General features: G+C 60.0%; 10 protein-coding genes. All 10 read right to left on the bottom strand.

What is annotated here, in order from left to right:
- Positions 1-405: hypothetical protein (locus AC01FP_RS11395; protein WP_474480315.1), on the bottom strand; the 405-nt coding region annotated here is incomplete at its 3' end.
- Positions 406-664: 259 nt separating this feature from the next.
- The gene (locus tag AC01FP_RS11390) at positions 665-1,336 is read right to left on the bottom strand and encodes a formyltransferase family protein (protein WP_474480314.1); all 672 of its coding nucleotides are present in this window, start codon (positions 1,334-1,336) and stop codon (positions 665-667) included.
- 348 nt (positions 1,337-1,684) lie between these two features.
- Positions 1,685-3,157: a tyrosine-type recombinase/integrase gene (locus AC01FP_RS11385; protein WP_474480313.1), complete on the bottom strand. Its 1,473-nt coding sequence runs from the start codon at positions 3,155-3,157 to the stop codon at positions 1,685-1,687.
- A gap of 150 nt (positions 3,158-3,307) precedes the next feature.
- The gene (locus tag AC01FP_RS11380; RefSeq protein ID WP_474480311.1) at positions 3,308-5,059 is read right to left on the bottom strand and encodes a diflavin flavoprotein; all 1,752 of its coding nucleotides are present in this window, start codon (positions 5,057-5,059) and stop codon (positions 3,308-3,310) included.
- A gap of 104 nt (positions 5,060-5,163) precedes the next feature.
- Entirely contained in the window at positions 5,164-5,616 is a 453-nt protein-coding gene (locus AC01FP_RS11375) for an Hsp20/alpha crystallin family protein (protein ID WP_474480310.1), read from the bottom strand.
- 139 nt (positions 5,617-5,755) lie between these two features.
- A complete protein-coding gene (locus tag AC01FP_RS11370) occupies positions 5,756-13,651 on the bottom strand; it encodes an ExeM/NucH family extracellular endonuclease (protein ID WP_474480309.1) in 7,896 nt (2,631 codons plus the stop codon).
- 107 nt (positions 13,652-13,758) lie between these two features.
- Positions 13,759-16,470, bottom strand: a complete 2,712-nt coding sequence (locus tag AC01FP_RS11365; protein WP_474480307.1) for a calcium-binding protein — start codon at positions 16,468-16,470, stop codon at positions 13,759-13,761.
- 221 nt (positions 16,471-16,691) lie between these two features.
- Positions 16,692-22,109 (bottom strand): choice-of-anchor I domain-containing protein, encoded by a 5,418-nt coding sequence (locus AC01FP_RS11360; RefSeq protein WP_474480306.1) that lies wholly within the window; start codon positions 22,107-22,109, stop codon positions 16,692-16,694.
- Positions 22,110-22,448: 339 nt separating this feature from the next.
- Positions 22,449-22,940, bottom strand: a complete 492-nt coding sequence (locus AC01FP_RS11355; protein ID WP_474480305.1) for an MEKHLA domain-containing protein — start codon at positions 22,938-22,940, stop codon at positions 22,449-22,451.
- 255 nt (positions 22,941-23,195) lie between these two features.
- Positions 23,196-23,379: hypothetical protein (locus AC01FP_RS11350; RefSeq protein ID WP_474480317.1), on the bottom strand; the 184-nt coding region annotated here is incomplete at its 5' end.

Here is a 23,379-nt window from a genome sequence, read left to right as displayed (position 1 = left end):
TGATTTATCAATCCATCCAAGTTTGGAAAGAAGTCTTCTAATCTTTCGGTTTGGATTGCTTATATTGTTGTTATCAATAGAGGTAGTAATAATATGGTTGTGATACCTACCCTTCTTGATAACTTCACCATATTGGTCTTTTTGTCCTTCGTGCCGTTCAGTGAAGGCATAGAAACCAGTGATACCAAAGGTTTCTCTTAGAAGGTTCCTAACCAACCTTACGGTTTTTCCAACTTCTGTTTTATCCCAATACTTACATAGGGTATCAAAGTCAATCAAGCATCCATCATCATCATAAAAACCATATTGAAGTGTTATGAAGTAAAAGGGACAATCATTACCACCTGAATAACCAATCTTCTTGTATACACTTTCTTTGATTTCTTTGTATTGATTTAGTTTCATATCTTTAGATACAGTTATAGAATACTATGGGTGCCCCCTGATTTCGTTATTACAAATGGGAGCATTACCACTTCCCAAGATTTTTAAATGTGGTGTGTATATACAACCTATATTTATTTATAGGGATTTTGTCTGAATATTGCCTTCTTCTAAGAGAACAGTCTTAGATAGCAAACCAAACTATGTTTCTTTTGCCATTTAGAGATGCCCTAAAGGTTCAAGAAAGTTATATACATAATATCACAAGTCACAAGGATAGTCAATCACTTATAGGTGACTTCAGTTCAAAATCATAACCAGCAACCATTACGGATGGTTTATAGTCTCCATATAGAGTTGCCCGTATCCTTTTCTTTATCTCATCAGCATCCATATCTTGAGTAATGGCACTAAGTTCATTGAACTCTTTTCGTGAGAATGGTTTTTTTGTCCATACTTCCTCACTTTTTGGCAATGGTTTGCCAGAATATATGCTACCTACTATATTATAGAATAGACATAACTGATGGTCGTATGTTCTTTCTAGCAGTGTCCCTACACTATCAGATGGATAAACTGGAAATCTTTCAACTCTAATGATATCACCTGTATCTACTTGCTTATTCATATGGTGGCAAGTTGCTCCGTATACAGGGGCACATTCGTATAGAGCAAAGTTTATACAACCTATTCCAGGATAATCGGGTGTTGCTGGGTGAAAGTTGATTGCCATATCTTTTGCTTTTTCTAATAGATACTGAGGGACAACCCATCGTGATAAGTAAGAAATAATAATATCCCCACTCCAATAAGATGCTTCTTCAGGAAGTTTTTGACCCCACACCCCTAAACAAGAAGTGATGTCTGAAAATAATAACTTTAGATGCTCTAATGCCCTAAGTGTGTGAGCATCATTCTTCTTTCCAAGAAAGAGAACGCTTTTCTTTTTCATAACAGAAACCTACTTATTCTATATTTCTGGGACTATACTCTCAACTCTCCATAGATCCGTAGACCCCTCCTTCAACTTGTGAAATCTGAAACCTAACTTTATGGTTCCAGTATCCCAAGAAGAAATAGTGCTCTTGCTTGGTCCCCACTTGGGAACCACACAGCAGGTTCTAGGTGGAATTGGAGTGGAAGGAGGGGGTCTAGGTAGATGAGGTCACAGCACTCTTCTGGGAGGGTCCTCATCACGTCTAGGCAGTCCCCAAAGAAGAGTTTGTTAGTTAATGCCCATCAACCCTTAAAAGGATTGCTCAAACTGACCCACACTAGGGGTGTTTACCCCTCTCTGGGGTCAAATCTGCTCTAATTTCTTTATTAGAAACATTCCCTGTGAAATCTTGTCGGTATTCTGTTCTATCTGGATGTGGGAGTATGTCTGGTCTATGTAGGTAGTGCTTGTCCCAAGTTGTCTGGCAAGTAGGTGGATATTCAATCCGTTCTGAAGTCTTAGGGTCGTGTAGAAATGCCTGCTTGAATACAGGGTAATCTTCCTGCCTGTTTTGTCAAGTTCTTCCTGTATCCCTGCTTCCTCTAATGCTTTTTCAAGTCGTTTGGAAAATGCTGGTTGTCCATATTGAATATTCTTGTTTTGCCTCTCCCAAGTCGGATTTCTGAAAATATAGTCTCTTGGTTCCATTGTCATCCCAATATCTTTGTATACTTTGCTAAGTCTTTGAAGTCGTCGGGCAACTGGAGCATTGACAACTCTTTTCTTTCCAGTTTTTGAGTTGCTTGCCCTAACCTCAAGTAATCTGAAAATCTTTTGATTGTCCTTGCTGTCTGATATGTTTACTCTTACGTCATTCCAAGTAAGTCCAAGTAATTCCTTTGGTCTCATTCCTGTTGAGTAAGCAATTCCCATATATTCCCTAAAAATTGCTCTTTTTGCTTGCTCCAACTTGGATGAACCTTCTGGTTTCAGGTATCTGTTTGTTCTTAGATAGGTTGCTAGTGCCTCCCACTGAGGAACTTCAAGAATATGTCTTTTAGGGTCTGGATTGGGTTGTGCTTTTGCCTTGTCAATCTGAGGCATCAAGGCAAGTGAAAGGTATTTGTCACGGATGGCAACCTGCCTATACATTCTGTTCACTTCACTAATGATGGAGTTTACATACTCAGCACTGAAACCCTTCTTGCTCGTATAGAACAACTTTTCTTGCCTATTCAACCAATACTGAAAATCCCTTGTTCTTTCTGGTTGAATATTTTCAAGTTTGCTGTCTGCCATTTTTAGTTCTTCACGTATAAACCTTTCCCATACACTTAGATATTGCTTTTTTGTTTCATATGTTTCTTTCGTAATGCCTGCTTTTGGAAGGGGGGATATTCTTTTAAATTCTTGCTCAAGATATTTCTCTATGAGTGTTCGGGTTGTGAGTGATTTGGTCTTTTCTCCTCTGGATAGTTTGCCGTATGTTTCGGCATAGATGCTTCTTGCTTTAACTACTGCCTCTTCTTTGTTTGCTGTTCTTAAACTCTTCTTGTAAATCTGCTTTGTTTCCTTACAGTAAATCCTAAGATAGTAGTTCTTGCTCTTGGTTGTTCCATATCTAAAGATGAAAGCATCTTCACTGCCAGGATATATAAGTATCTTGTCCTGAAATATCTTGTTTTCGGGTTCTGTATTCTTGTGGACCTGTTCTTGTTGCTTAATGGCAGCAAGAGCACTTATTGCTTGTAGCAAATCGGCAGCACCAAGTCCCTGTGCTTGTAGCAGGGTGCTGAGTGCTTCTAGGTGCTTCTGCTGCTCAGTAGAAGGTGGCATTTTTTGAACTCCCCTTGAACCCAGTGCTCTGGACTTGCTCCGTTGCTGGAGGGTCTTGTACTGACTTTGAACTGGTTTTTTGGGGAGGGTGCTTGCTTAAGAATCTAATGATAGCAAGGGTTCTTGGTTCCGTCCATCTGGTTTTGGTGTCTAGTAGTGGTTCCCCACTTTGCGGTGGTGCACGGCGGTGCTGGCCTCGGTGTCGGCCACGTTGCCCTGCTCCACCTCGGCGTAAATGATCCAGTGATCGGGGCCTTCGAGGCGCTGCACCACGCGGCAGCCCAGGTAGGCCAGGGCATCACCGAGTACCGGGCCGCCGGTGGCTGCGCCCTCGAGGGTGCTTACGCCGGCGAAGCGGTCGGCGCCGGGAGGGAAGCGCTTGAGGAAGTGGCGCAGCAGCTCCTGATGGTTGTCCTCCCGCAGGATGTTGAGCACGAAGCGATCGTCCACCTGCAGCAGCGCCTCGATGGCCCGGTCTTTGGCTACCGCCACCGTGAGGCCGGGGGGCTCGAAACTTGCCTGGCTCACCCAGCTGGCCACCATGGCCGAGCTGCGCGTGCCCTCTGGTGTCTCCTGCCGGGCCGTCACCACGTAAAGCCCACCTGACAGGCGTCCTAGGGCCTTGTCGAGATCGGCATCGAGAGACTTCATCGCGGCGATGGTCTTCTCCTTAGTGAGTAGCTGGCCCAGGTCGGTGCCGGCTTCTTCGCAGCGCTGGTAGTCGTTGCCGCCCGGCACCTGGTGCACGCGCAAGGGTTCAAAGGCTGTTTTCTGGCCGAGGCTGCGCAGCTGGCTGGCCACGGTGTCGATCGGCTCGTCGTCGCCGCCGAAGGCGTCGTAGCTGCCCACCCACTGCTTGGGCTTGAGAGCCGCCAGCAGGGTGCCGATCGAGGCCTGCAGCTCGGCATCGGGGCGGGCGGGCCAGGTGGGCACGACCACGGCGCTGGCTTCACCGATCAGGGCGCTGAGCTCCTGGGCGTCGGTGGCGCGCAGATCCACCAGCTGCACGGCGGCGCCGGCCTTGCCAATACCGCGGGCAATCGCCTGGCTGAGGCGGTCGCAGAAGCCGTATTGGCTCAGGTAGCAAACGGCTGCATAGTTTTCGCCCGCGCTGCGATCACTACTCCAGGTTCGGTAGTCATCTAGCCAGAGGCCGAGGTGATGGCGCAGCAGGGGCCCATGGCCCACCGCCACCGTGGTGATCTCGGGCAACCCATCCATGCGCTTCATCGCCTGCAGCACGCTGCGGGCGTTGGGGCCCATCAGGCAGTCGTAATAAAAGCGGAAGTCGGGCGCGATTGCCCCTGGGTCCACATCAAAGATGGCATCGGAGCAGTAGTGCAGGCCGAAGGCATCGCAGGTGTAGAGGGTGCCGGTGCCGTGGTCGAACGAAAAGATCGTGTCGGGCCAGTGCAAATTCGGAGCGCTGAGAAATTCGAAGCGGTGGGCCACGCCACTTGCGGGGTTGGTGCCTAGATCGAGCTCTTCGCCGCTTTTCACCGCCCGGCTCTTGAAGGGCCGGTGCACCTGATTCTCAAGAAACTGGATCGCCACCTTGGAGGCGACGATTTCGATTTCGGGGTTGAGGTCGAGCAAGTAGCCGATCAGGCCCGAGTGGTCGGGCTCGGTGTGGGAAACGATCAGGTGATCGATTGCTTTGGGGTCGATCTGCTCCTGCAGCAGGGGCAGCCAGGTGTCCTTAAATTTGAGGTGGCTGGTGTCGATCAGGGCGGTGCGCTCGCCTCGCACTAAAAAGCTGTTGTAGGTGGTGCCGTTGCGCAGGCCAAACTCAATGTCGAAGCGGCTGCGGTCCCAGTCGAGTGAGCGGATCGCTGTGGTGTCGGCGGCGATTGCCTCGCACTGCAGGGTGAGCCGGGCTGCGGCGGCGACGGCACCAACCATGAATCGATCCGCAAGTGACCCAACTGTAGGAAGCCCGTCCACAAAAAAGCCCGGCGTCTAGGCCGGGCCTGGGAGACTCTTCTCTCGTGGCCAGTAATTGCGGATCAGCCCTCCACCTGCACCTGCACGGTGGTGAGGTTCTGGGCCTTTGGTGCCGTCACGGTGAGCAGGCCGTCGCGATAGTGGGCTTGCAAGCTTTCGCGATTGATGCCGCCGGGGAAGCGGAAGCTGCGGCTCCAGGTGCCGTAGCGGAACTCGCTGATCAGTGAGGTCTGTTTGGCGACCGGGGGAGAGCCATCGGGGCTTTCCTGGCGGCGCTCAGCGTTGATCACCAGGCTGCGGTCGGTGGCCTTGACGTCGATTGAGCTCTTGTCGACACCGGGCAGCTCCAGGGCGATCACGTAGGCGGTTTCGGTTTCATGCACCTCGGCGGCGGGCACTTGATCCGGCTTATGGATGTCGGCGCTTGCGACTTGGCGCTCGAGGGTCTTAAGGAGATCGGCTTCGAGCAGGTCGCTGCGGAGCAGATGGAAGGGAGATTGGCGCAGGGTGGGCATCGGAGGTTTTCCGGAACATTGCCAATGTGCTGCAGCCAGCTGGTCAGGAGCAGGGTGCAGACCGCCCGGTGCGGTACGGCCCTCACTGCCAGGTACGGCATTCACGCCCGGTTCTTAGCGACCAGCAGATTCGCCCAAATTAAACAACACTAGAAAAGTTAAATCCAATCACCAAATCGTCGTAATCTTTGTCACCACCGCCGACCATATCTTCAAGGCCAAATTGGTTGTTGCCAAGGGATCGGAAGTGGCTGAGCCCATCGGTGTTGGCCCCGCCGAATGCAAAGAAGGTATTGCCATTCACTTGGGCGAAGGGTGCCAGGAAGGTGCCTCCGGTGATGCCGCTGAAGCTGCGGCTGGCACTCTGGTTATCGGCAACGCTGAGATTGCCAAGCTGGCCGATGAGGTTGTCCGTGCGCAGGGCAGCAGCGGCATAGCCGTTATCACCGGGCCTGAGGCGGGTGATGGTGTCGGCCGCGAGCACGGTGCCTGCGGCATCGAGGCTGCGGTAGAAGCCAGCGACGGAATTGAAATCGGCTTCGCGGCCAATGGCAACCGTGCCGCTGAGGCTCTGGGCAGTGGTTAAGGCGCTGAGATCGAGAACGGGTGCCAGCCCCTGGGCCTGGCTGATCAGGGCATTGAGGCCTGGATCGTTTGCTAGCAGATTGAGGGAGAAGCGCACGCCGCTGCCGGAGCTGAAGGCAACCTGGCTGTTGCTGATCTCTCCGGGGTTTAGGAAGCGGAAGCGGCTATCTGAAAGGCTGGTGAGCTGCTCAAGGCTGGCATCATCCACTTCAAAGAAGCGGATGATCTGGCCATTGATCAACTGGATGTCACGATCGAAGGAGATGCCAGTTGGGAGGGTGACATCGGTGTTTTCCAGGCTGGTGAGGAGGGTGCGGGACCGGCTGCGTAACCAGGTGAGATCGCTAAGCAGCGCAGCTGAGTTGGCAACTTCAGACGGGTTGAGCACCACATAGCCAATCTGGTTGGACCTGCTGGAGCGGCTGGAGAGTGTGGCGCGGAGACTCACGGCCGCGGGTGCGGCATTGGTGGGATCGCTGATGGTGATGCTGCCGGATCCGGCGCTTGAGAAGCGGAGATTGGTGAGGTCGGCGAAACCAGCAACGGAGGGATCATCGATGACGCCGTTGGCTAGCCCATCCTTATCGCCGTAGCCACCATCAATCAGGCTAAGTGAGAAGAAATCGGCGATGCCGTTGTTATCAAGGTCGTAGAAGCGGGCACCGGCGCCGGTGATCGGGTCGTAGGTGAGGGGCGACATGGCTCCTCCTGTTGTTGGATTGACGGCGTAATAGAGAAGCTTGCGATCGGCCCGCCTTGCACCGGTTGGGTTGGTGAGCTGGGGCAAGAGGTCTGCCGCCACCAATTCGAGCAGGGCATTGAGGGAGGCGTTGGCGCCTTGATCAACTGTGAGCTGGAAATCAAGACCCGATTGATTGGTCGTGACCCCGAGCGCGGCCAAGGTGGTGAGACCAGCGGGATTGATGCCGAGGTTGCTGATGACTCTGAGCCTGGAGCCGGCAACGAGATCGGCGTTGTTGATGGTGACCGGAACTTCTGTGACCTCGCCGGTAGGAAGGGTGACCGAAACAATGGTGCTGAAGGTATTGATTCCGGGGGGCTCGTTGACGTCGCTAAGGGCCAGGGAGAAGGCAGCCGCTACCGGCGTGCTGCCCGGTAGGGCTGGATCGCTGGCGGAAACTGTGACGGAGTAAGCAGCCTTGGTCTCGAAGTCGAGGACAGTTCCGGCCTTGAGGAAGAGGGCGGTGCCGACCACCTCGAAGCTGGCGGCATCGGTGCCGGAGAGGCTGATGACATTGGAGCCGAGGTTGTCATCGGCGATGACGATGTCAGCGACCTTGATGCGGCTGGCGGTGCTGGTGTTCTCGGCCAGGGAGGGGGTGGTGTTTTCCAGGCTCAGCGCGGTGGGGGCCTCATTGAGGTCATTGACCGCGAAGGTGATTGCGCGCTCCACCGAGAGACCGCCCTGATCCGTGCTGCGTAGGCGAAGGCTGTAGGAACTCTTGGCCTCGAAATTTGGTGAGGCGTTGATATTCAGCTTGTCTCCATTGATCGTGAAGGCGCTGTTGTCAGTGTCACCAGTTCCGGAAACCAGGCTGTAGGTGAAGGTGTTGCTGGCGTCTGGATCCGTGGTGGTGAGGATGGAAACGATGGATCCAGCGGGGATGTTTTCATCGAAGCTGCTGGCAGAGTTCGCGAGGGCAGTGGGGACCTCATTGAGGTCGGTGACAGCCAGAGAGAAAGCAGCCGTTACAGGGGTGCTGCCAGGCAGGGATGGATCGCTGGCGGAGAGGGTGAGGGCGTAGGAGGTTTTGGCCTCGAAATTGAGGGCGGTGCCGGCCTTGAGGAAGAGGGCGGTGCCGACCACCTCGAAGCTGGCGGCATCGGTGCCGGAGAGGCTGATGACATTGGAGCCGAGGTTGTCATCGGCGATGACGATGTCAGCGACCTTGATGCGGCTGGCGGTGCTGGTGTTCTCGTCTAGGGAGGGTGTGGTGTTGGCGAGACTCAGCGCGGTGGGAGCCCCATTGAGGGTGAGTTGCGCCGTGAAGCGGGAGACAGCCTTGCCATCACTGAATCCCAGTAGCAGGGGGATGCTGGCCAGCTGATCCTCTGTGAGGCCGACGGGAACTGTTGCCTTCAGCAGGGTGCCATTCGTGCTGATCCAGTCGGGCCCACTGAGCTTGAGCAGTATCAATGTGTCTTTATCGAGATCGAGGCCGAAGGCGCTCAGATCCCGGGTGACCTCAACGCCGCTCTTCAGGCTGATGACGACGGGCGTGCCGCTGAGTTGGGGTGCGGCGTTGATCGCCACATTCAGCCCTTGCAGCTGCTGGCGCACCGCAGCCCAATCGCCGGTGGGGGCTACCCCGTCGATCAGTAGTTCGTCGATGCCTGGCTCGTAGTCAAGAATCTGTAGCGAGCCGGTACTGCCTGGATTAGACGAATCGATCAGGAAGCTGTCGCGCTCTTGGTCGACTAAGGCCGTGAAGGGGGACAGGCCAAAGGTTGCGGCGCCCGATAACAATTGTCCGCCGATGATTTGATCATTAATTGGGCGCAGGAACAGCCGGTCGGCGCCGATCCCACCCACCAGCCGGTTGTCGCCTTGGCTGTTGGTGTTGAACAGCTCGTCGTTGCCGGCAGACCCATCGATCAGTGAGCCGACCCCGGCGAAGATGCGCTCGCCCGCCTCCGAGCCGAGCACCGTCACGTCGGCTAGCCGAACACTGGCCCGGGGCAGGGTGGCGAAAGCGGCAGGGTCGAGCAGGGTCTGGCCGCCGGCGCTGTCGGTCGCTAGGCCGAACACCAGATCCAGCTCACTCCAGCCCGGCTGCCAGTTGATCTGCGGCGTTGCCTCGGGTGTGATGCTGAGGCTCAAGTCGCTGCCAGCTACCACGCTCTCACTGGCCCACAGAGGCTTGCCGCTCAGCGGATCGGTGCCGTTGAGCAGCTGGAACGTGCCCACCGCCTGCTCCTTACTAACCGTGAGATCGAGGAAACCGCGGCGGTTGAGATCGGCATACTTCAGCCCGCTCACATAACCACTGAAGAGGCCATCGAGGCCATCCACGGCAGGGTATTTGGCACGGATGTAAGCATCAGCGCCGGGGAGGTATTTCTCGAGACCCGGGGAAGTGACACCTGGGGTGGCAAATTCAATACCGGCCACCGTGCCAGCTGGCTGGCTGCCCGGGCTCATCGTGTCGAGCACGCCGGCCCAGGCGTTGTGGGTGTCGCCAGCGAGGCTGATCAGCCGTTTGCCCAGGGCCAGGGCGGTCTGCAGGATCGTCTCCCGCTCCACGCCGTAGCCATCCCAGGCATCGAGGTTGTAGGGGATCTTGCCGGCTTCGGCGAACAGGGCCTGCTCAGCAGCCGAGAGACTGGCGAAGGGGGTGCCGGTGGCAAGCTTCTGCAGCGGCGCGGCGTACTTGTCGAGCAGGGCGGGATTGCCGGGGTCGAGCAGCAGCGGGGCCGGCACGGCCATCGATTGCATCAACGTCTGCTGGCCCAGCACCTGCCAGGCGGCGGTGGAGGTGGCCAGCTGCTGCTGCAGCCAGGCCAGCTGGCCGTCGCCGATCATGTCGCGGGTGGGATCACCCCAGGCCTGCTGCACGGTGGCGAGCACCAGCTCCTGGGTGACGAGCTGTGCAAGAGCGGCGCCGAAAGCCGGGAAGGCGGCGGGGGTTGTGGGCGGCGCGATGCCGGCCCTGGTGGCATAGCTGGCCACCAGGGCCGGATCGGCCAGGATGGCGCCGATGCGGGCCTGCACCGCCGCCGCATCCGGATAGGCCAGCTGCTCATCCCTGGCGCTGAGCCTGGTTTCGAGCATGTGCAGGCTGAGCACGTCGCCGAAGTTGAACGAGCGGTAGGCCTGGGTGAGCGGCGAGAGGGCGGTGGCATCGTCGCTGGCCTGGCGTTGGCCGGGCTCGCGGATTGGCAGCCACTCGTAGTAGGCCTTGAGGGCGGCATCGCGGCGGGCAATCCAGTCACCTTCCGTCTCGCTCTGGTGGTTCTCGGCACCGCCGCTCCAGCTGTTGTTGGCGGTTTCGTGGTCGTCCCAACCGGCGACCAGCGGCGCGACGGCGCGCAGGTTCTGCAGGTTGATGTCGGTGTGGTATTGGGCGTAGCGCTGGCGGTAGTCGTCGAGGCTGATGATTTCGCGGTTCGGCAGGAAGCCTCGGTCTGCGGACGCATCCTCGGCGGCCACATAGCCACCGGGACCGTATTCATAGATGTAATCGCCCAGATGCAGTAAGGCGTCGTAGGGGTTGACGGCGTGGATCTCAGCGGCGCGGCCGTAGGCCGCGAACTGCTCGGCGGCGGGAAAGTTGGCGCAGGAGAACACCGCCAGGCGCACCGGATCGCTGTCCACCGGCAGGGTCTTGGTTGTGCCCACCATTGACACCGCATCGCCGGCGCGGAAGCGGTAGAAGTAGCTGCTGTCAGCGGTGAGGCCGTCTGCTTCCACCTTCACCGTCCAGTCGCGGCCGGCGCTGGTGGCGAACACGCCGCTGTCGATCAGGGATTCAGCGCTGAAATCCGCGGAGCTGGCAAGCTCCCATTGCACATCCACCAGGCCGGCAAACTCAGAAGGTGGGGTGATGCGGGTCCAGAGGATCACCGAATCGCTGTAGGGATCACCGGAGGCAACGCCGTGGGCAAAAGCGAGCCCTGCCGGTACGGCGCGGCCCAGATCCAGGTCGAGTATTAGGGGATCGTGATCGGAGGTGCGGTAGGGATCGGCGGCGAAGAAGTCGCGCACCGCAGCGTTGCCATTGCTGTTCGTGTCGCGGTTGTAGTCGCGGAAGGCGCCTTCAGCGGCATTAATTGCCCAGTCGGTTGCGGCGGTGGCTTGGGGCACCAGTGAGGCGGATATCAGCAGGTGATCCAGCGCCCCGCTCATATCGACTGGATTGAAGAAGGCGTAGCTCGATGGCGGCTCGGCGGTGAAGCTGGGCAGGGCATTGCGATAGCCAGCGTCCTCGAACACCCTGATTGGATCTTCCTTGGCGTAGGCATTGATATCCCCGAGCACCACCCAGTCGGGATCGCTGCTGCCGGTGGGATCGCTGTTGATCCACTCCAGCAACCTGGCGGCAGCCGCGGTGCGGGTGGCGTTGTAGGCCGCCTGACCGTCCTGCTGGTCGAGATCGGGGCCGGTGGCATCGGTCCCTCCCTTCGACTTGAGGTGGTTGACCACCACATTTACCGTTTCGCCGCTGGCCAGCTCGCGGAAGGTTTGGGCCAGGGCCGGGCGGTTTTTCGGCGTGCCGCTGGCTAGGGGATCGGTGAAGGCGGCCTCCGCCAGCACCTGGGCGGCGCCGCTTGGGGCCACCGCCAGGTTGTTGTAGATCAGCCCCACCTTGATGGCGTCGCTGCCGATCAGACCGGTGGGTATAAAGCTGTAGGCGCGGCCGGAGGCCTCGGCCTGGGCGCCATTGAGCCTGGCCACGATCTCGGCCAGGGTGGCATCGGTGGCGTCGTTCTCCAGCTCCATCAGGCCGATCACATCGGCCTGGAGGCCGTCGAGGGCTGCGGTGAGCTTGGTGAGTTGGCGCTCCAGTTCCTCGGGGGTGTCGGCGCCGCGGGGATCTAGGCCCGTGGCCGTGGTCGCTCCTGGGGCGTCGACGGTAGTGAAGGTGTTGAGCACGTTGAAGCTGGCCAGCCGCAGTTGACCAGGGGCCGCTGGCGTGGCTGCTGCCGGCCTGGGGTTTTCGGTGGTGAAGCTGGGCAGCGCTGTCGGGTGGAGCCGGTATTTGTTGAAGCCGTAGGCGAGCACTCCTTCCAGGTCGCCGACGGTGTCACCGCGGCGCAGCAGCTGATCACGAACGGGTGCGGCGTCGGTAGCAGCTGAGGCCTGGCGGTAGCTGCTGTTGCTGCCGTCATCAAGCACCAGCTCCCGCAGAGCGGTGGCTTGCTCGGCGGCGTAGGCAGCAGGCCCAGGCTTCATCACATTGGTGGGCTGGAGAGGCAGGCCGCCGGCGCTGAGTTCGATTTCCCCGAAGCGGAATTGGCCGTAGAGGCCGTTCACGGAGAGGGTTTCGGGGAAGCGCACCCACATGCCCTCGTAGGGCTCCAGGTCGAGCGCTGTGCTGCGCTGGGCCAGCAGGTTTGGAATCTCTACCGGGCGGGTATCCCCCAGCCGGCCCTGGGCCTCCACCGTGAGGGCCTGCACGGAGCTGAGGATGGTCTGGCCGAAGCTCTCGCTCACCAGGCCGCTCACCAGCACCCGGTCGCCAAGCACCACATCGACGTTGCTGCCGCTTAGGGGGTAGGCCACATAGAGGCCTTCGGAGCTGAGGGCGCTGGTGTCCCAGTCGCTGGTTTCCTCCTGCAGGAAGAAGCCACCCAGTTCGCCACTGAGCTGGAAGTCGCCCACCACCACCGCCCGCAGGGTGATGTTCTGGCCAACCAGGGGGCTGGTGGCGCCGGTGCCCTGCACAGCGGAGATGGCCGTGATGCGGTCGTTGTCGAGGATGGTGATCTCGGCCAGGGCGCCGGAGGCAGCCAGGGCGTAGCCCGCCGGTGCGGCGATCTCAATGGCCAGGATTTCGCTGCCTTCGTCGAGATCGTCGTCGCGCACCTCGATCGCCAGATCGACGCTGGCACTGCCCGCCGGGATCACCACCGAGGCGGGCAGGGGCGCCAGCAGGTCGTCGTTGCCGGCAAAGCCCGCTCCACTGCGCAGGCTGATCGGCACGCTGAGGGGTTCGGCCGTGCTGCCGGTGCGGCTGATGCGCACGCTGGCAATGCCCCCGGATTCGCTGGCCTGAGCCACGATCGCCTGGATCGCCACCTCGGGTAGGGCTGGGAGCTGGGGGAAGGTGATCGCCAGGTCGTCAATCGCCAGGCCGTGGTCGTTGCCGCTGTCGTTGGTCTCGATCCAGCGCAACCAGAGGGTGGCATCTGCGACCCAGGGGGTTGAGCTGAGATCGAGTGTGCCGCCCACGCCGCTGACCCGGCCCGTGCTGTTGCCATCCACCGGCGCAGCCGTGGCTGTGGCAACGGGAGAGGTCCAGTTGAAGCTGCCGCCCGGTGCCACCCAGGAGGCCACCTGATCAAAGCTGGTGCCGTAGCCGTATTCCAGCACCATCGTCTGGGCGGTGGTGTTGCCGCCGTTGCGCCACTGCTCACCGTTGAACGAGATATTGAGGCTGCTGATGGCGCTGCCGCTGGCATTGCTGAGGGCCAGGGCAAACCAACCGGCCACGCTGCCGCTGGCTGGAGAGCCGAAATAACTGCCCCCGGAACCGACACCACCAAGGGCCCGATCGCTGCCGCCACTGGTTCCGTAGCTCAGGAAGGAGCCGGTGTTGGCTGCGCCCGAATCGGCGTTGTAGCTGCTGATCGCAACAGGAGAAGCGGCAGGCTGGCGGAACAGAAACCAGCCCGGCAGGGTCTGATCGTTGGTCCAGGCGTTGCCGTTTCCGGATGCTGCCAGGGTGTCGAAGGACTGGCTATAGCTACCTGAGAACGAAGCGGCCATGGTCTGGGGTGGTGAACGTGCTGGATCAAAGTGGTGATCCCGTGAGCCGAGAGGAAAACGAGAAAAGCCGACCGCCGCCGGAGCAGGCGATCGGCTTTTGAGAGCAATCAGGCGAAGACGAAGTTGGCCTGATTGTTGAGAGCGGCGGCGCTCACACCGGTGAAATGACCGATGCTGGTACCGGACACGTTGAGCAAGGTGTCGGCGCCCATCTGGGTGAAACTGAGGTCGGAGAAGCTGGCACCGCGCAGGCCAACTAGGTCTTCACCGGCCTTGAAGTCCATCACGAACTGCTTGGCGGCGGGCAGGTCGCCAGGGCCGCTCACCAGCCAGAACTGGTCGCTGCCGGCACCACCATTGAGGTAGTTGGTGCCAGCACCATCCAGGATGGTGAACACGTCGTTGCCCTCGCCACCGAGCGCCCGGTTACCGGAGCTACCGATCACGAAGTCATCGTCACCGCCCATGCCACTGAGGCGGTTGCCGTCGCCGGCGATGGCCCAGATCTGGTCGCTGTCGCTGCCGCCGGTGATCACGTCGCGAGTGCCGGCAAACACGGTGTTGGCACCCGAGCCGGTAAACACCTGGTTCTCGAAGCCATCGCTAAGGGCCACATCCACTTCGTCGTCACCAGCGCCGGTGAAAATGGTGTTGCCGATCAGGGTCAGACCTTCGAGATCGCCGGGCTGAAGCAGCGTGTCGTTGCCGCTGGTGCCGACAACCGGCATGGGAGCAATGGTGGGCAGATCGAGGCTGAATTGGAAGATCTGGCCGCCGTAATCAGACTTTGTGGCTTCCACCGCACCGGCGGATTCAGCGGGTTGCTGCACCACACCAATGAACACGTGCTCCGACAGTGGTCGGCTTTGTTCAACGGTCTGGATGCCGTTGCCCGCCAGTTCCTCCTGTGTGTAGAAGGAGCCATCAGCCTTGCGGGCCACGAGAGCGGTGGTGTTCCAGGTTCCGGAGAATTCCGAGCCCCTGGGGGTCTCAAACGTTTCGCCGTACGCAGATGCACCGGCTAGGCCGCGGGGATTTTTGGTGCCGCCGGCCTGGGCCAAGAAGTAGCCGGTTCCTTCGGGCTCCACGCTGAGAGTTTCTGGATCAATCACCAGGGCGAACTTGCGCTCGCCGTAGTCGTTACCGGAGTCTTCGTCAACGATCAGCACATCGGCATCGGACGACTTGATCCAGATCAAGCCATCCGGATCGTTCATTTTCCGGTTCTTGAGCTCGATGTGCTGCTCGGCGGTGGCACCATCAGGGTTGCCGGTGGCGTCGTAGTGCCCCACACCCTTGTCACCCACATCGAGGGTGAGGGCGCCGTCGACGGCGGCCAGGATTCGGGTTACATCGGCTGAGAGGTAATCGGGCAGGCCGTTGCCATCTAGGTCGTTGCTGGTCAGCTCCTCGGTGATGCTAGCGAACTCAATGCCGAGCAGGCCGCCGGTTCGGGTGTGGTTCTGGATGTAACGCGAGCGGGTGGTATCGGGATCAACGGCCGGATGCTCGACTTTGGTGTCGCTGTTGAAGTAGGTGTAACCGACGGGCTGTTCGTTTACCTCGGCTACTCCTCCAACGAGGTCGCCATCCTTGGCCCAGAGGAAGACTTCGGTGTCTTTAACGGCTTCGGGTGTATCGAAGCCATCCCAGCGGTAGCTGGTGGGGTAGTAGCGGGCCGTGAATTGATCAGGGGCCGATGCATTCTGCAGATAGGCATCAAGCATCTTGGTGTCGGCATCCACTGCGGTGATACCGAGCTGCGCATAGGTGGCGGAGCTGGCAGCCATGCCATAGAGCTGGCCATACAGCAGGCCGTTGCTACCCAGGAAGCGGTCGCGCTCGCTGAGATTGGGGTCGTCCAGATTGAGGGAATTGCCCGAGGCGTCGTAGCCCTTGCGGCCTACATATACCTTCAGGGGGGCAGGGTTGATGTCGTGGTTGTATCCAGCTGCTACCACCACCACATAGTCCTCGTGGCCAGGATTGATCGGCATCAACTTCTCGTAGCCAGCCTGGCCAAGCGCCGGCACCGTGTAAGCCACCTCGTTCTTGAGATCCACCACCATGGAGGCCAGGCCCATGGTGCCGTTGGCCACATCAAATCCCCTGAGCGGACCGGCGCCATCCGGATCTGCGAACATTCGGGCGCCGATGTTCCACTCTTCGCCCATCAACCAGACATCGTCGGTGAAGCCGACGCCGGCACCGTATTTGTTGGCAGGCTCGTACCACGCTCCGCAGAAGGAGTGAAAGAAGAAGTCTCCTTCGGTCAGCTGCCTAGCAGGGAGGAACTCAACAATGGTGCCGTCTGGATTGGTTTGGTTCCCCCATTTGCCGGCAAGATCGAGGGGATCGCTTGTTTTGGCGGTGACGACCTCGCCGAAGACGTTGTAGACAGTGTTGAAGAGGTGGCCTGAGCCCAAAACCATGTCGCTGGCTGGGCTGTCATTGTTGAGGAAGTCGGCAAACTTGCTGCGCTCGTAATCAATGTAGTGAACATGTGAGCCGGTGAACTTCACACCGGTTTCCATCTGCCAGCCATAAGTCTCATTCGACATCGTGGCGTAGGACTCGGACTGGTAAACGACGCGAACTGTGTCGTTGTCCTTGAGCCAGGCTGCATTGCCATCGGGATAGCCCGTCAGTGCCTGATTTGTAACTGGGTCAACTTCACCAACTGTGGCAATCGGCTTGAAGTTGGCGTAGGGGAATGCTGTATCGCCGCTTTGACCATCCAGTAATTCTGATGGGTCATTAGCAGTACTTGCTTCTGGGATCAGTGCCGTGGTCTGGCCGATCGTTTTGATCAGAGTCATGGTGCGTGAGGAGGTTGAAGAATGGATGTGGCCGGAATCGATCAACGATCCGATGTGACTGGACTACCGATGTTTAATTTCTTGACTAAGAACTCTTTTGGGCGGGCGGTAGTCTTATGGCAAAGAGATTATTACCGCTAGTATTATTTTAATCTTGACGACTCGAAGCTGCTGTGCTAAGGAATTCGTCAGGATGTGTTCCTGGCTGCATCAGAGAACAATCAGGCGAAGACGAAGTTGGCCTGATTGTTGAGAGCGGCGGCGCTTACACCGGTGAAATGACCGATGCTGGTGCCGGACACGTTGAGCAAGGTGTCTGCACCCATCTGGGTGAAACTGAGATCGGAGAAGCTGGCACCGCGCAGGCCAACTAGGTCTTCACCGGCCTTGAAGTCCATCACGAACTGCTTGGCGGCGGGCAGGTCGCCAGGGCCGCTCACCAGCCAGAACTGGTCGCTGCCGGCACCACCATTGAGGTAGTTGGTGCCAGCACCATCCAGGATGGTGAACACGTCGTTGCCCTCGCCACCGAGCGCCCGGTTACCGGAGCTACCGATCACGAAGTCATCGTCACCGCCCATGCCACTGAGGCGGTTGCCGTCGCCGGCGATGGCCCAGATCTGGTCGCTGTCGCTGCCGCCGGTGATCACGTCGCGAGTGCCGGCAAACACGGTGTTGGCACCCGAGCCGGTGAAGATCGTGTTATCACCGCCGCCAGTGAGAGCAACGTCGATCTCGTCGTTACCGGCACCGGTGAACACCGTGTCGAGACGGCCGTCGAAGCCGGGGATGGTGGAGGCGCCCGGCAGGGTGGTGTCGTCACCGCTGGTGCCGACCAGCACCGGATCGATCACCGCATCGCTGCGCACAGCCAGGTTCTGCAGGCGGGTATCGAGGGCTTGGGTTGTGTCTGCCTCGTCGTAGGGGGTGGTGGGGGAGTGGTTGGCGGCCAGGAATTCGGCCAGGGCGTCCTGCTCGGAGCCGTCGGCAGCGAAGGTGGCCACGCCCGTGCGGGGGGCGGTGTCGCTCGCCGTCAGATCCACCCGGTTTGGGCTGGTGAGGCTGGTGAAGGGGTAGTCGTCTCCACCTCCGGCCAGGAAGTTGAGCGTCACCATGCGGATAGACCGGGCCGGATCGCCCACCACCGCACCGCCGCGCACCACGATGTCGAGGTCGTTGCCTGCTTCATCCTGGATAGCCAGGTTGAGCACTCGCTCACCGGCTGCACGGGTCAGGTCGTAGCTGAAGGCCATGCCGCCCACTTGAGGAAAGCGGCCGCCGCCGGCGCCGGCGGCGACGCCGAACTCGATCAGCTCCTTCAGTTCGGTCGCGGTGACGCTAACCAGCGATAGGCCGTTGTTGAAGCTGAGGGCGTTGGCGATGTCGTTGCGGGAGATGCCCCCCTCCGGCTTCACCTCATTGCCCTGGGCATCGAACACTGCCGCGGTGGGCAGCAGCTCCGGCTTGCCGTCCACCGAACCGGTGGGCACCAGCGACTGGCCGATGGCGTTGCGGATGCCGCCGCCGTTCTTGAGCGACACCATCACCGTGGGGTCGACCGAGCGGGCGAAGGCCAGGTTGGCGTCGGCGGTGAGGTTGCCGAGGTTGGTTTCCTCGCTGCGCACGCCAGGGTTGCGGTTGCCGTTGAGGAACACCTCGCTGACCCCGAACCATTCCGATTCCTGGGCGACGATCACCTCACGCAGCTTGTCGGCCACCTCCTGTACGCGGGCATCGATGAAGGCCTCGCCATCCACGGCGGCGAGCCCGGCCGCATCGGTGCGGTAGGCACCGCTGACGGTGGGGTCGTAGCTCGCGGGGATGATCGTGCCGTCGGCGTCGAAATCGAGCACCAGGCGACCGAGATACTTGTAGTTGCCGTCGGTGTTCACCACCGCCACCGGCTTGCCGTCGGCGTCGGTTTTGATGATCGGATAAGGGCCCTGAACGCTGTCGCCGGAGCGGGCGGTGTCGTTGCTGTCGAACAGGCGGCTGTTGGAGCCGCCGGCCACGATGATGTCGACGTGGCGGAGGCGCTCAGCCAGGGCCTGCTCGATGCTGATCTGCTGCATGTGGGCCAGCAGGATCACCTTGTTCAGGCCGGGATTGGCACTCAGCAGGGCGTCCACATCAGCCTGGATCACGGCGGCCAGGGCATCCAGTTCGGCCGGGGTGGGGATGCCGCTGAATGGGGCTGGGGCGATGCCCACGTTGCCCGGGCTGGAGATGGTCTTGAGCCAGGGGGTGGTGGCGCCGACCACGCCCACCTTCTGACCGTTCACGTCAAACACCACACTGCCGGTGAGGCTGTTGGGCCTGGGTGCCTGGCCATCGGGCACCACCAGGCCGGCCAGATTGGTGTCGGAGGCGAAGTTGAGGTTGCCGCTCAGGTAGGGGAAGGCGGTGCCGGGGTAGTTGCTGGCGCTGCTGATCAGATTCTTCAGCACGCTGGTGCCCTGGTCGAACTCGTGGTTTCCGAGGGCGATCGCCTGCACTCCCAGGGCGTTCTGGATCAGCACATCGCCGCGGCCCACGGCGCCGTAGGCCTGGGCGGAGGCGCCATAGAACAGACCCGGAATCCAGGCGTCGCCGCTGGAGAGGGTGAGTGTGTTGACGAAGCCGGGGATGCCGTCGAGGTCGATGTCTTCTGCGCGCAGAGCATTGAGCACCCCGGAGAGATTGGGGGCGTTGTCGAGGGCGCTGAGGTTTCCTTCCTGATCAGCCAGGTGGAAGAGCTGGAGCTTGAAAGCGCTGCCGACGGGCAGCGCCGCGGCGCTGGTAATGCTCACCACGTCGTTGCCCTCGCTGCTGGCGATCAGGCCGGCGGGCTCGCCGGCGTCGCTGCGCAGGAAGGTGATGCCCTCGATGCGATTGGCACCGGGGAACACCACCGGATCGACGGCAACCACGTTGTAGGCATCGCTCACGTCGAATACAGCTGCCACGCTGGTGGGAGTGCGCTCGAGGGCCACGAAGGCGTAGGTGCGGCCAGCCACTGTGGCAATTTCCACAGTCTCGGGCTCGGTGCCCTTGTCGTCATCGCGGTTGTAGCCGGTGGTGAAGTAACCGAGGCTGTTGGCCAGGTTCTCCAGGGCGTCGCTGGAGTCAAACACCACGTTGCCCTTGTCGTCGTAGATGCGCAGGGAACGGGAGCCGATGCTGAAGGCCTTGTCGATCAAGCCATCGCCGTTGATGTCCCCGTAATCGTTGAGGAGGTTGAGGCGGGTGCGGCTGATGCCGGTGGCCTCGTTGAAGGCAGTATTGAGGGCGCTGACGCCCGGGTGATCGAGGAAGGGGGTGCCGTTCACCGAGGTGCTGGCATTCGCGCGGGTGAGGTCAAAGAAGACGTTGCCTTTATCAGGTTCGTACTCGCGCGAGTCACCTTCGCCCACCGCCAGCAGGAACTGGCGTCCCTCGGCATCGGTGTAGCTGGCGATGCCATCGGGCATGGTGAGGGCATAGACCGGTAGGCCGCTGATGGGGCGATATTGGTTGCCGCCTCCGGATGTGCCGTTTACATCCCGGTCGGAGCTGTCGAAGCCGGCGCCATCGAAGCTGACCACGGTGAAGGTGTTGCCCCTGGCGCCTTCGGTGCCGAAGTCGTTGTCGTAGTTGATCACCAACGCACCGTCGTCGCGGATGGTGAGGCCTTCTGGTTTGTCGTAGGCGGTGGTGCCGCCGATCGAGGGCAGGTTGAACAGCTCGATCTTGTGGGCCAGGCGGATGCCGGCGGCGGCCAGCACGTCAGCGCTGGAGGTGCTCAACACGCCATCGACGAGGGTGCGGCGGTTGTCAAGCAGCTCGGGGCTGACCTTGCCGATTGCATTCAGCCAGCCATTGGCAGCCTGATCGGCAGCACTGGTGAGGGGCAAGGTGTCAGTAGCACCACGCAGGTCCACCTCATAAACGTGCTTGAAGCCGGTGAGGCTGCGGCTGCTGTCGCGCTCGATCACCAGGAACACGCCGCGCTCAGCGTCGTAGGCCACATCGCCGATCTTGTCTTGACCGGTGCGGCCGCTGAGCAGGTAAAGGTGCTCCTTCACCGGAGTGCCAGTAGCCGGATCGATGGCCAGGATGCGGGTGAGCTCGGAGCGGCTGCGGCCTTCGGTGATGCCGTCGCCGTTGGCATCCATATCCAGCGGGCTCTGCATAAAGGCGTAAAGCAGCCCTTCGGTGGGGTTGAAGGCCATGCCCTCGATGCCACGGTTGCTCCAGCGATTGCCGTAAATGGCTGGCAGGCTGTCGATCGTTTCGGCGCCGATCGGCGTGGCACCACCCACGTTGTGCTGGGCGGCGAGCTGGGCCTTCTGGCCGGCGGGGATGTAGCGCTGAATCAGGTTGCCGGTGTTGAAGTCGAACAGGCCGATCTGGCCGCGATATTCATCGCCGACAGCGAAGACTTTGCGCTGTTGGCCGCCGATGCTGACGTTGAATACCGAAACGGTTTCTGAGTCGATACCGAACGGGTCGTAGGCCAGAGGTGCGTTGTTCTGGTCGACGGGAATATCATCTTTGCTGGCCAGCTGCGGCAAGCCGGTTAGAGGAGTGCCGTCGGCTCGGTTTAGGCCGATCCGATCTAGTTCGATGATGGCGCCGGTGGCGCGGTTCATGCCCAGCTTGTAGATGCTGGGCTGGAAATCTGGGTCTAGGAACTGGCGTTTGCCAGCCACGATGTCGCCATTTGGTCCGCGATCGGTGATTGAGAAGTAGATATCGAGTTCTGTACCATCAACCGTCTCCTTGCCTGAGAAGAACAGTCCCGACAGGCCTCCGGCCAGCACCCCAGCTGGTTGTTTGGCTGCGCCGGCGGCGTACTCCAGCTCGTAGTTGAAGTTTTCAGCGCTGGCCACGCCCCGGCTCCAGTCCTTGATGCCGGCTGAGAAGATCTCCTTGACCACGGGCTCAGCGCCGCTGAGGTCCACCACGGCGAAGGCATTGTTCTCCTGCAGGGAGATCCAGGCCGTCTTGCCGTCGGCACTGATGGCGATCGCTTCGGGCTCGATGTCCTGAGCCACGGTGGTGGTGACACCTAGCCGCTGGCCGATGCGCACGCCGCGGTTGATCAGTTCGGCGCGGCGGTTTTCCCAGGCGCCGAAGCCGATGGTTTGCACGTCGCTCTGAGCCGGTGGCACCGGCGTTGCGGCCAGGTAGCCGCGGGTGTCGATCACCGAGATAGAGCCTTCGGGATCGATGGTGTAAAGCGGATCGGGCTCGCCCTCGTTGGTGACGAGCAGCTTGCTGCCGTCGCCGTTGAACTTCACCATGTCGGGTAGGGGGCCGACGCTCACGGTGCTGAGGTGAACGGGCAGGGCCGGATCACTCAGGTCATAAAATTGCACATACCCTGGATCACTTGAACCCGTTTCCTCGACGGCGACCGCCAGCAGTTTTCCAAAAACTGCCGCGCTCTGCAGGGTTTCGCTGTTGTCGAGCGGGGTGGCTTTTGCCACGATCGTGGCAGCGGACGGGTTGCGCAGATCGCTCACCACGATGGCGCCAGAGCCACCACCAACCGTATAGAGATAGCCGCTGGTCGGGCTGTAGGCAGAGATCTCGGCGTTTGCCCCGAGGGCAGACATGTCGATGACGCCATCTACGGCAACAACGGCAGGCGTCAGCAGATTGAAGACCAGGGTCACAGGGCTTGCCTGAAACAATTGGCTGAATCTTTGCAACCTATTTGTCGAGGCTGGTTAAGCAGTTATTAATGAATCCACCAGCGTTTTGGGGAACACGCTTGGAAGTGATGAGGGCTACATTGTTATTGCAATGCGCCCCGTTGTGCACTTCTTTTTCGATGAGCTTGGTTTTTGCAGGCGCTGGAGCTCTTCCCCTATCCCCAGTGATCTCCTATTTCTAGTGATCTCAGATCAGCTTTCCATCAGCAGCGCCAAGTTGTTACCCGAGTAGTTCGCAAGGGTGTTGGCGTAGGGCGTGCATCGGATGCGCTGCGGAACAAGGCCAATGGGCCGAGGCCCTCACAACAGCCACCAGCTACTGAAGCGGGCGGCCTGGCCGCAGGGCTGGCCCGAGCCGTTGCGCAGGGTCCAGAGGCGGGCGCCCTCGATCGCGAAGCGGCGGCCGCGGCTGTCGATGCGGATGCCCCGGTATCCCTCGATCGCCTTCTGGGCCCGGGCCGCAAGCAGGGCCTGGCGGCGGCTGGCTCGCTCGGCTGGCTCGGCGGTGAGCCGCGACGGCATGCCCACCATCTCCAGCCAGGGGCGCTGCCACAGGACCAGGGCGGCCCGGTTGGCATAGATCAGCCGGGGCCCTGGATCGCTGCTGGGATCGGCGCCGTCATGGGCCAGCAACACCAGCTCGGCGGCAAACAGCTCCTGGGCCAGCAGCAGGGGCGAGGCGTCTGTGGCTAGGCCGGCAATCAGGGGGCTGCCGAAGGCGCGCTGGTAGCTGGCGTAGAGGGTGGCGGCCAGCTCCAGCGCTGCCGGGGTGAGCCAGGGGGGCTTTTGCATGGCGGAGAGAGACACCCCTTGCAGTTAGGCGGGGATGGTCTCAGGGGTGGGGCAACTGATGCCCTTGTTCATCACCGGGTGGCTACCGGTTTAGCTGTACACCCCTGCACCGGGCGCGCAAGCGGCGGATCCAGCCGAAGGCAATAACAACCCCCAGCAGCGGCAGGGGGCCGGGCACGTCAGTGGGAGCGGGAACGGGCACGGGGGTGGCGGTGAAGCTGGAGAGTCCAAGAAGGGGCTGCTCGCCGTTATTTGTCAGTTCAAATGAAAAGCTAGAGCCACTGTTAAGTAGAAGCGGACCGGTCGATGAACTGAGTGATGCATCCAGGGGTGTAAATATGCCCCCGTTGAGGATATAGCCTGCTCGAAGCGCTCCACCATGCCGGGCTTGCTGCGGTGGGCCCGGGCCAGGGGTGAATTCTCCACGGGATAGTCGATC

Source organism: Cyanobium sp. NIVA-CYA 375, assembly GCF_056108345.1.
Note: the sequence above shows the minus strand (reverse complement) of the source record. Positions and strands in the feature narration are given on the sequence as shown.

Coding starts and splice junctions, on each gene's coding strand:
- AC01FP_RS11355 (WP_474480305.1), bottom strand. CDS start 22,940: ATGCAAAAGCCCCCCTGGCTCACCCCGGCAGCGCTGGAGCTGGCCGCC.
- AC01FP_RS11365 (WP_474480307.1), bottom strand. CDS start 16,470: ATGACTCTGATCAAAACGATCGGCCAGACCACGGCACTGATCCCAGAA.
- AC01FP_RS11380 (WP_474480311.1), bottom strand. CDS start 5,059: ATGGTTGGTGCCGTCGCCGCCGCAGCCCGGCTCACCCTGCAGTGCGAG.
- AC01FP_RS11385 (WP_474480313.1), bottom strand. CDS start 3,157: ATGCCACCTTCTACTGAGCAGCAGAAGCACCTAGAAGCACTCAGCACC.
- AC01FP_RS11370 (WP_474480309.1), bottom strand. CDS start 13,651: ATGGCCGCTTCGTTCTCAGGTAGCTATAGCCAGTCCTTCGACACCCTG.
- AC01FP_RS11390 (WP_474480314.1), bottom strand. CDS start 1,336: ATGAAAAAGAAAAGCGTTCTCTTTCTTGGAAAGAAGAATGATGCTCAC.
- AC01FP_RS11375 (WP_474480310.1), bottom strand. CDS start 5,616: ATGCCCACCCTGCGCCAATCTCCCTTCCATCTGCTCCGCAGCGACCTG.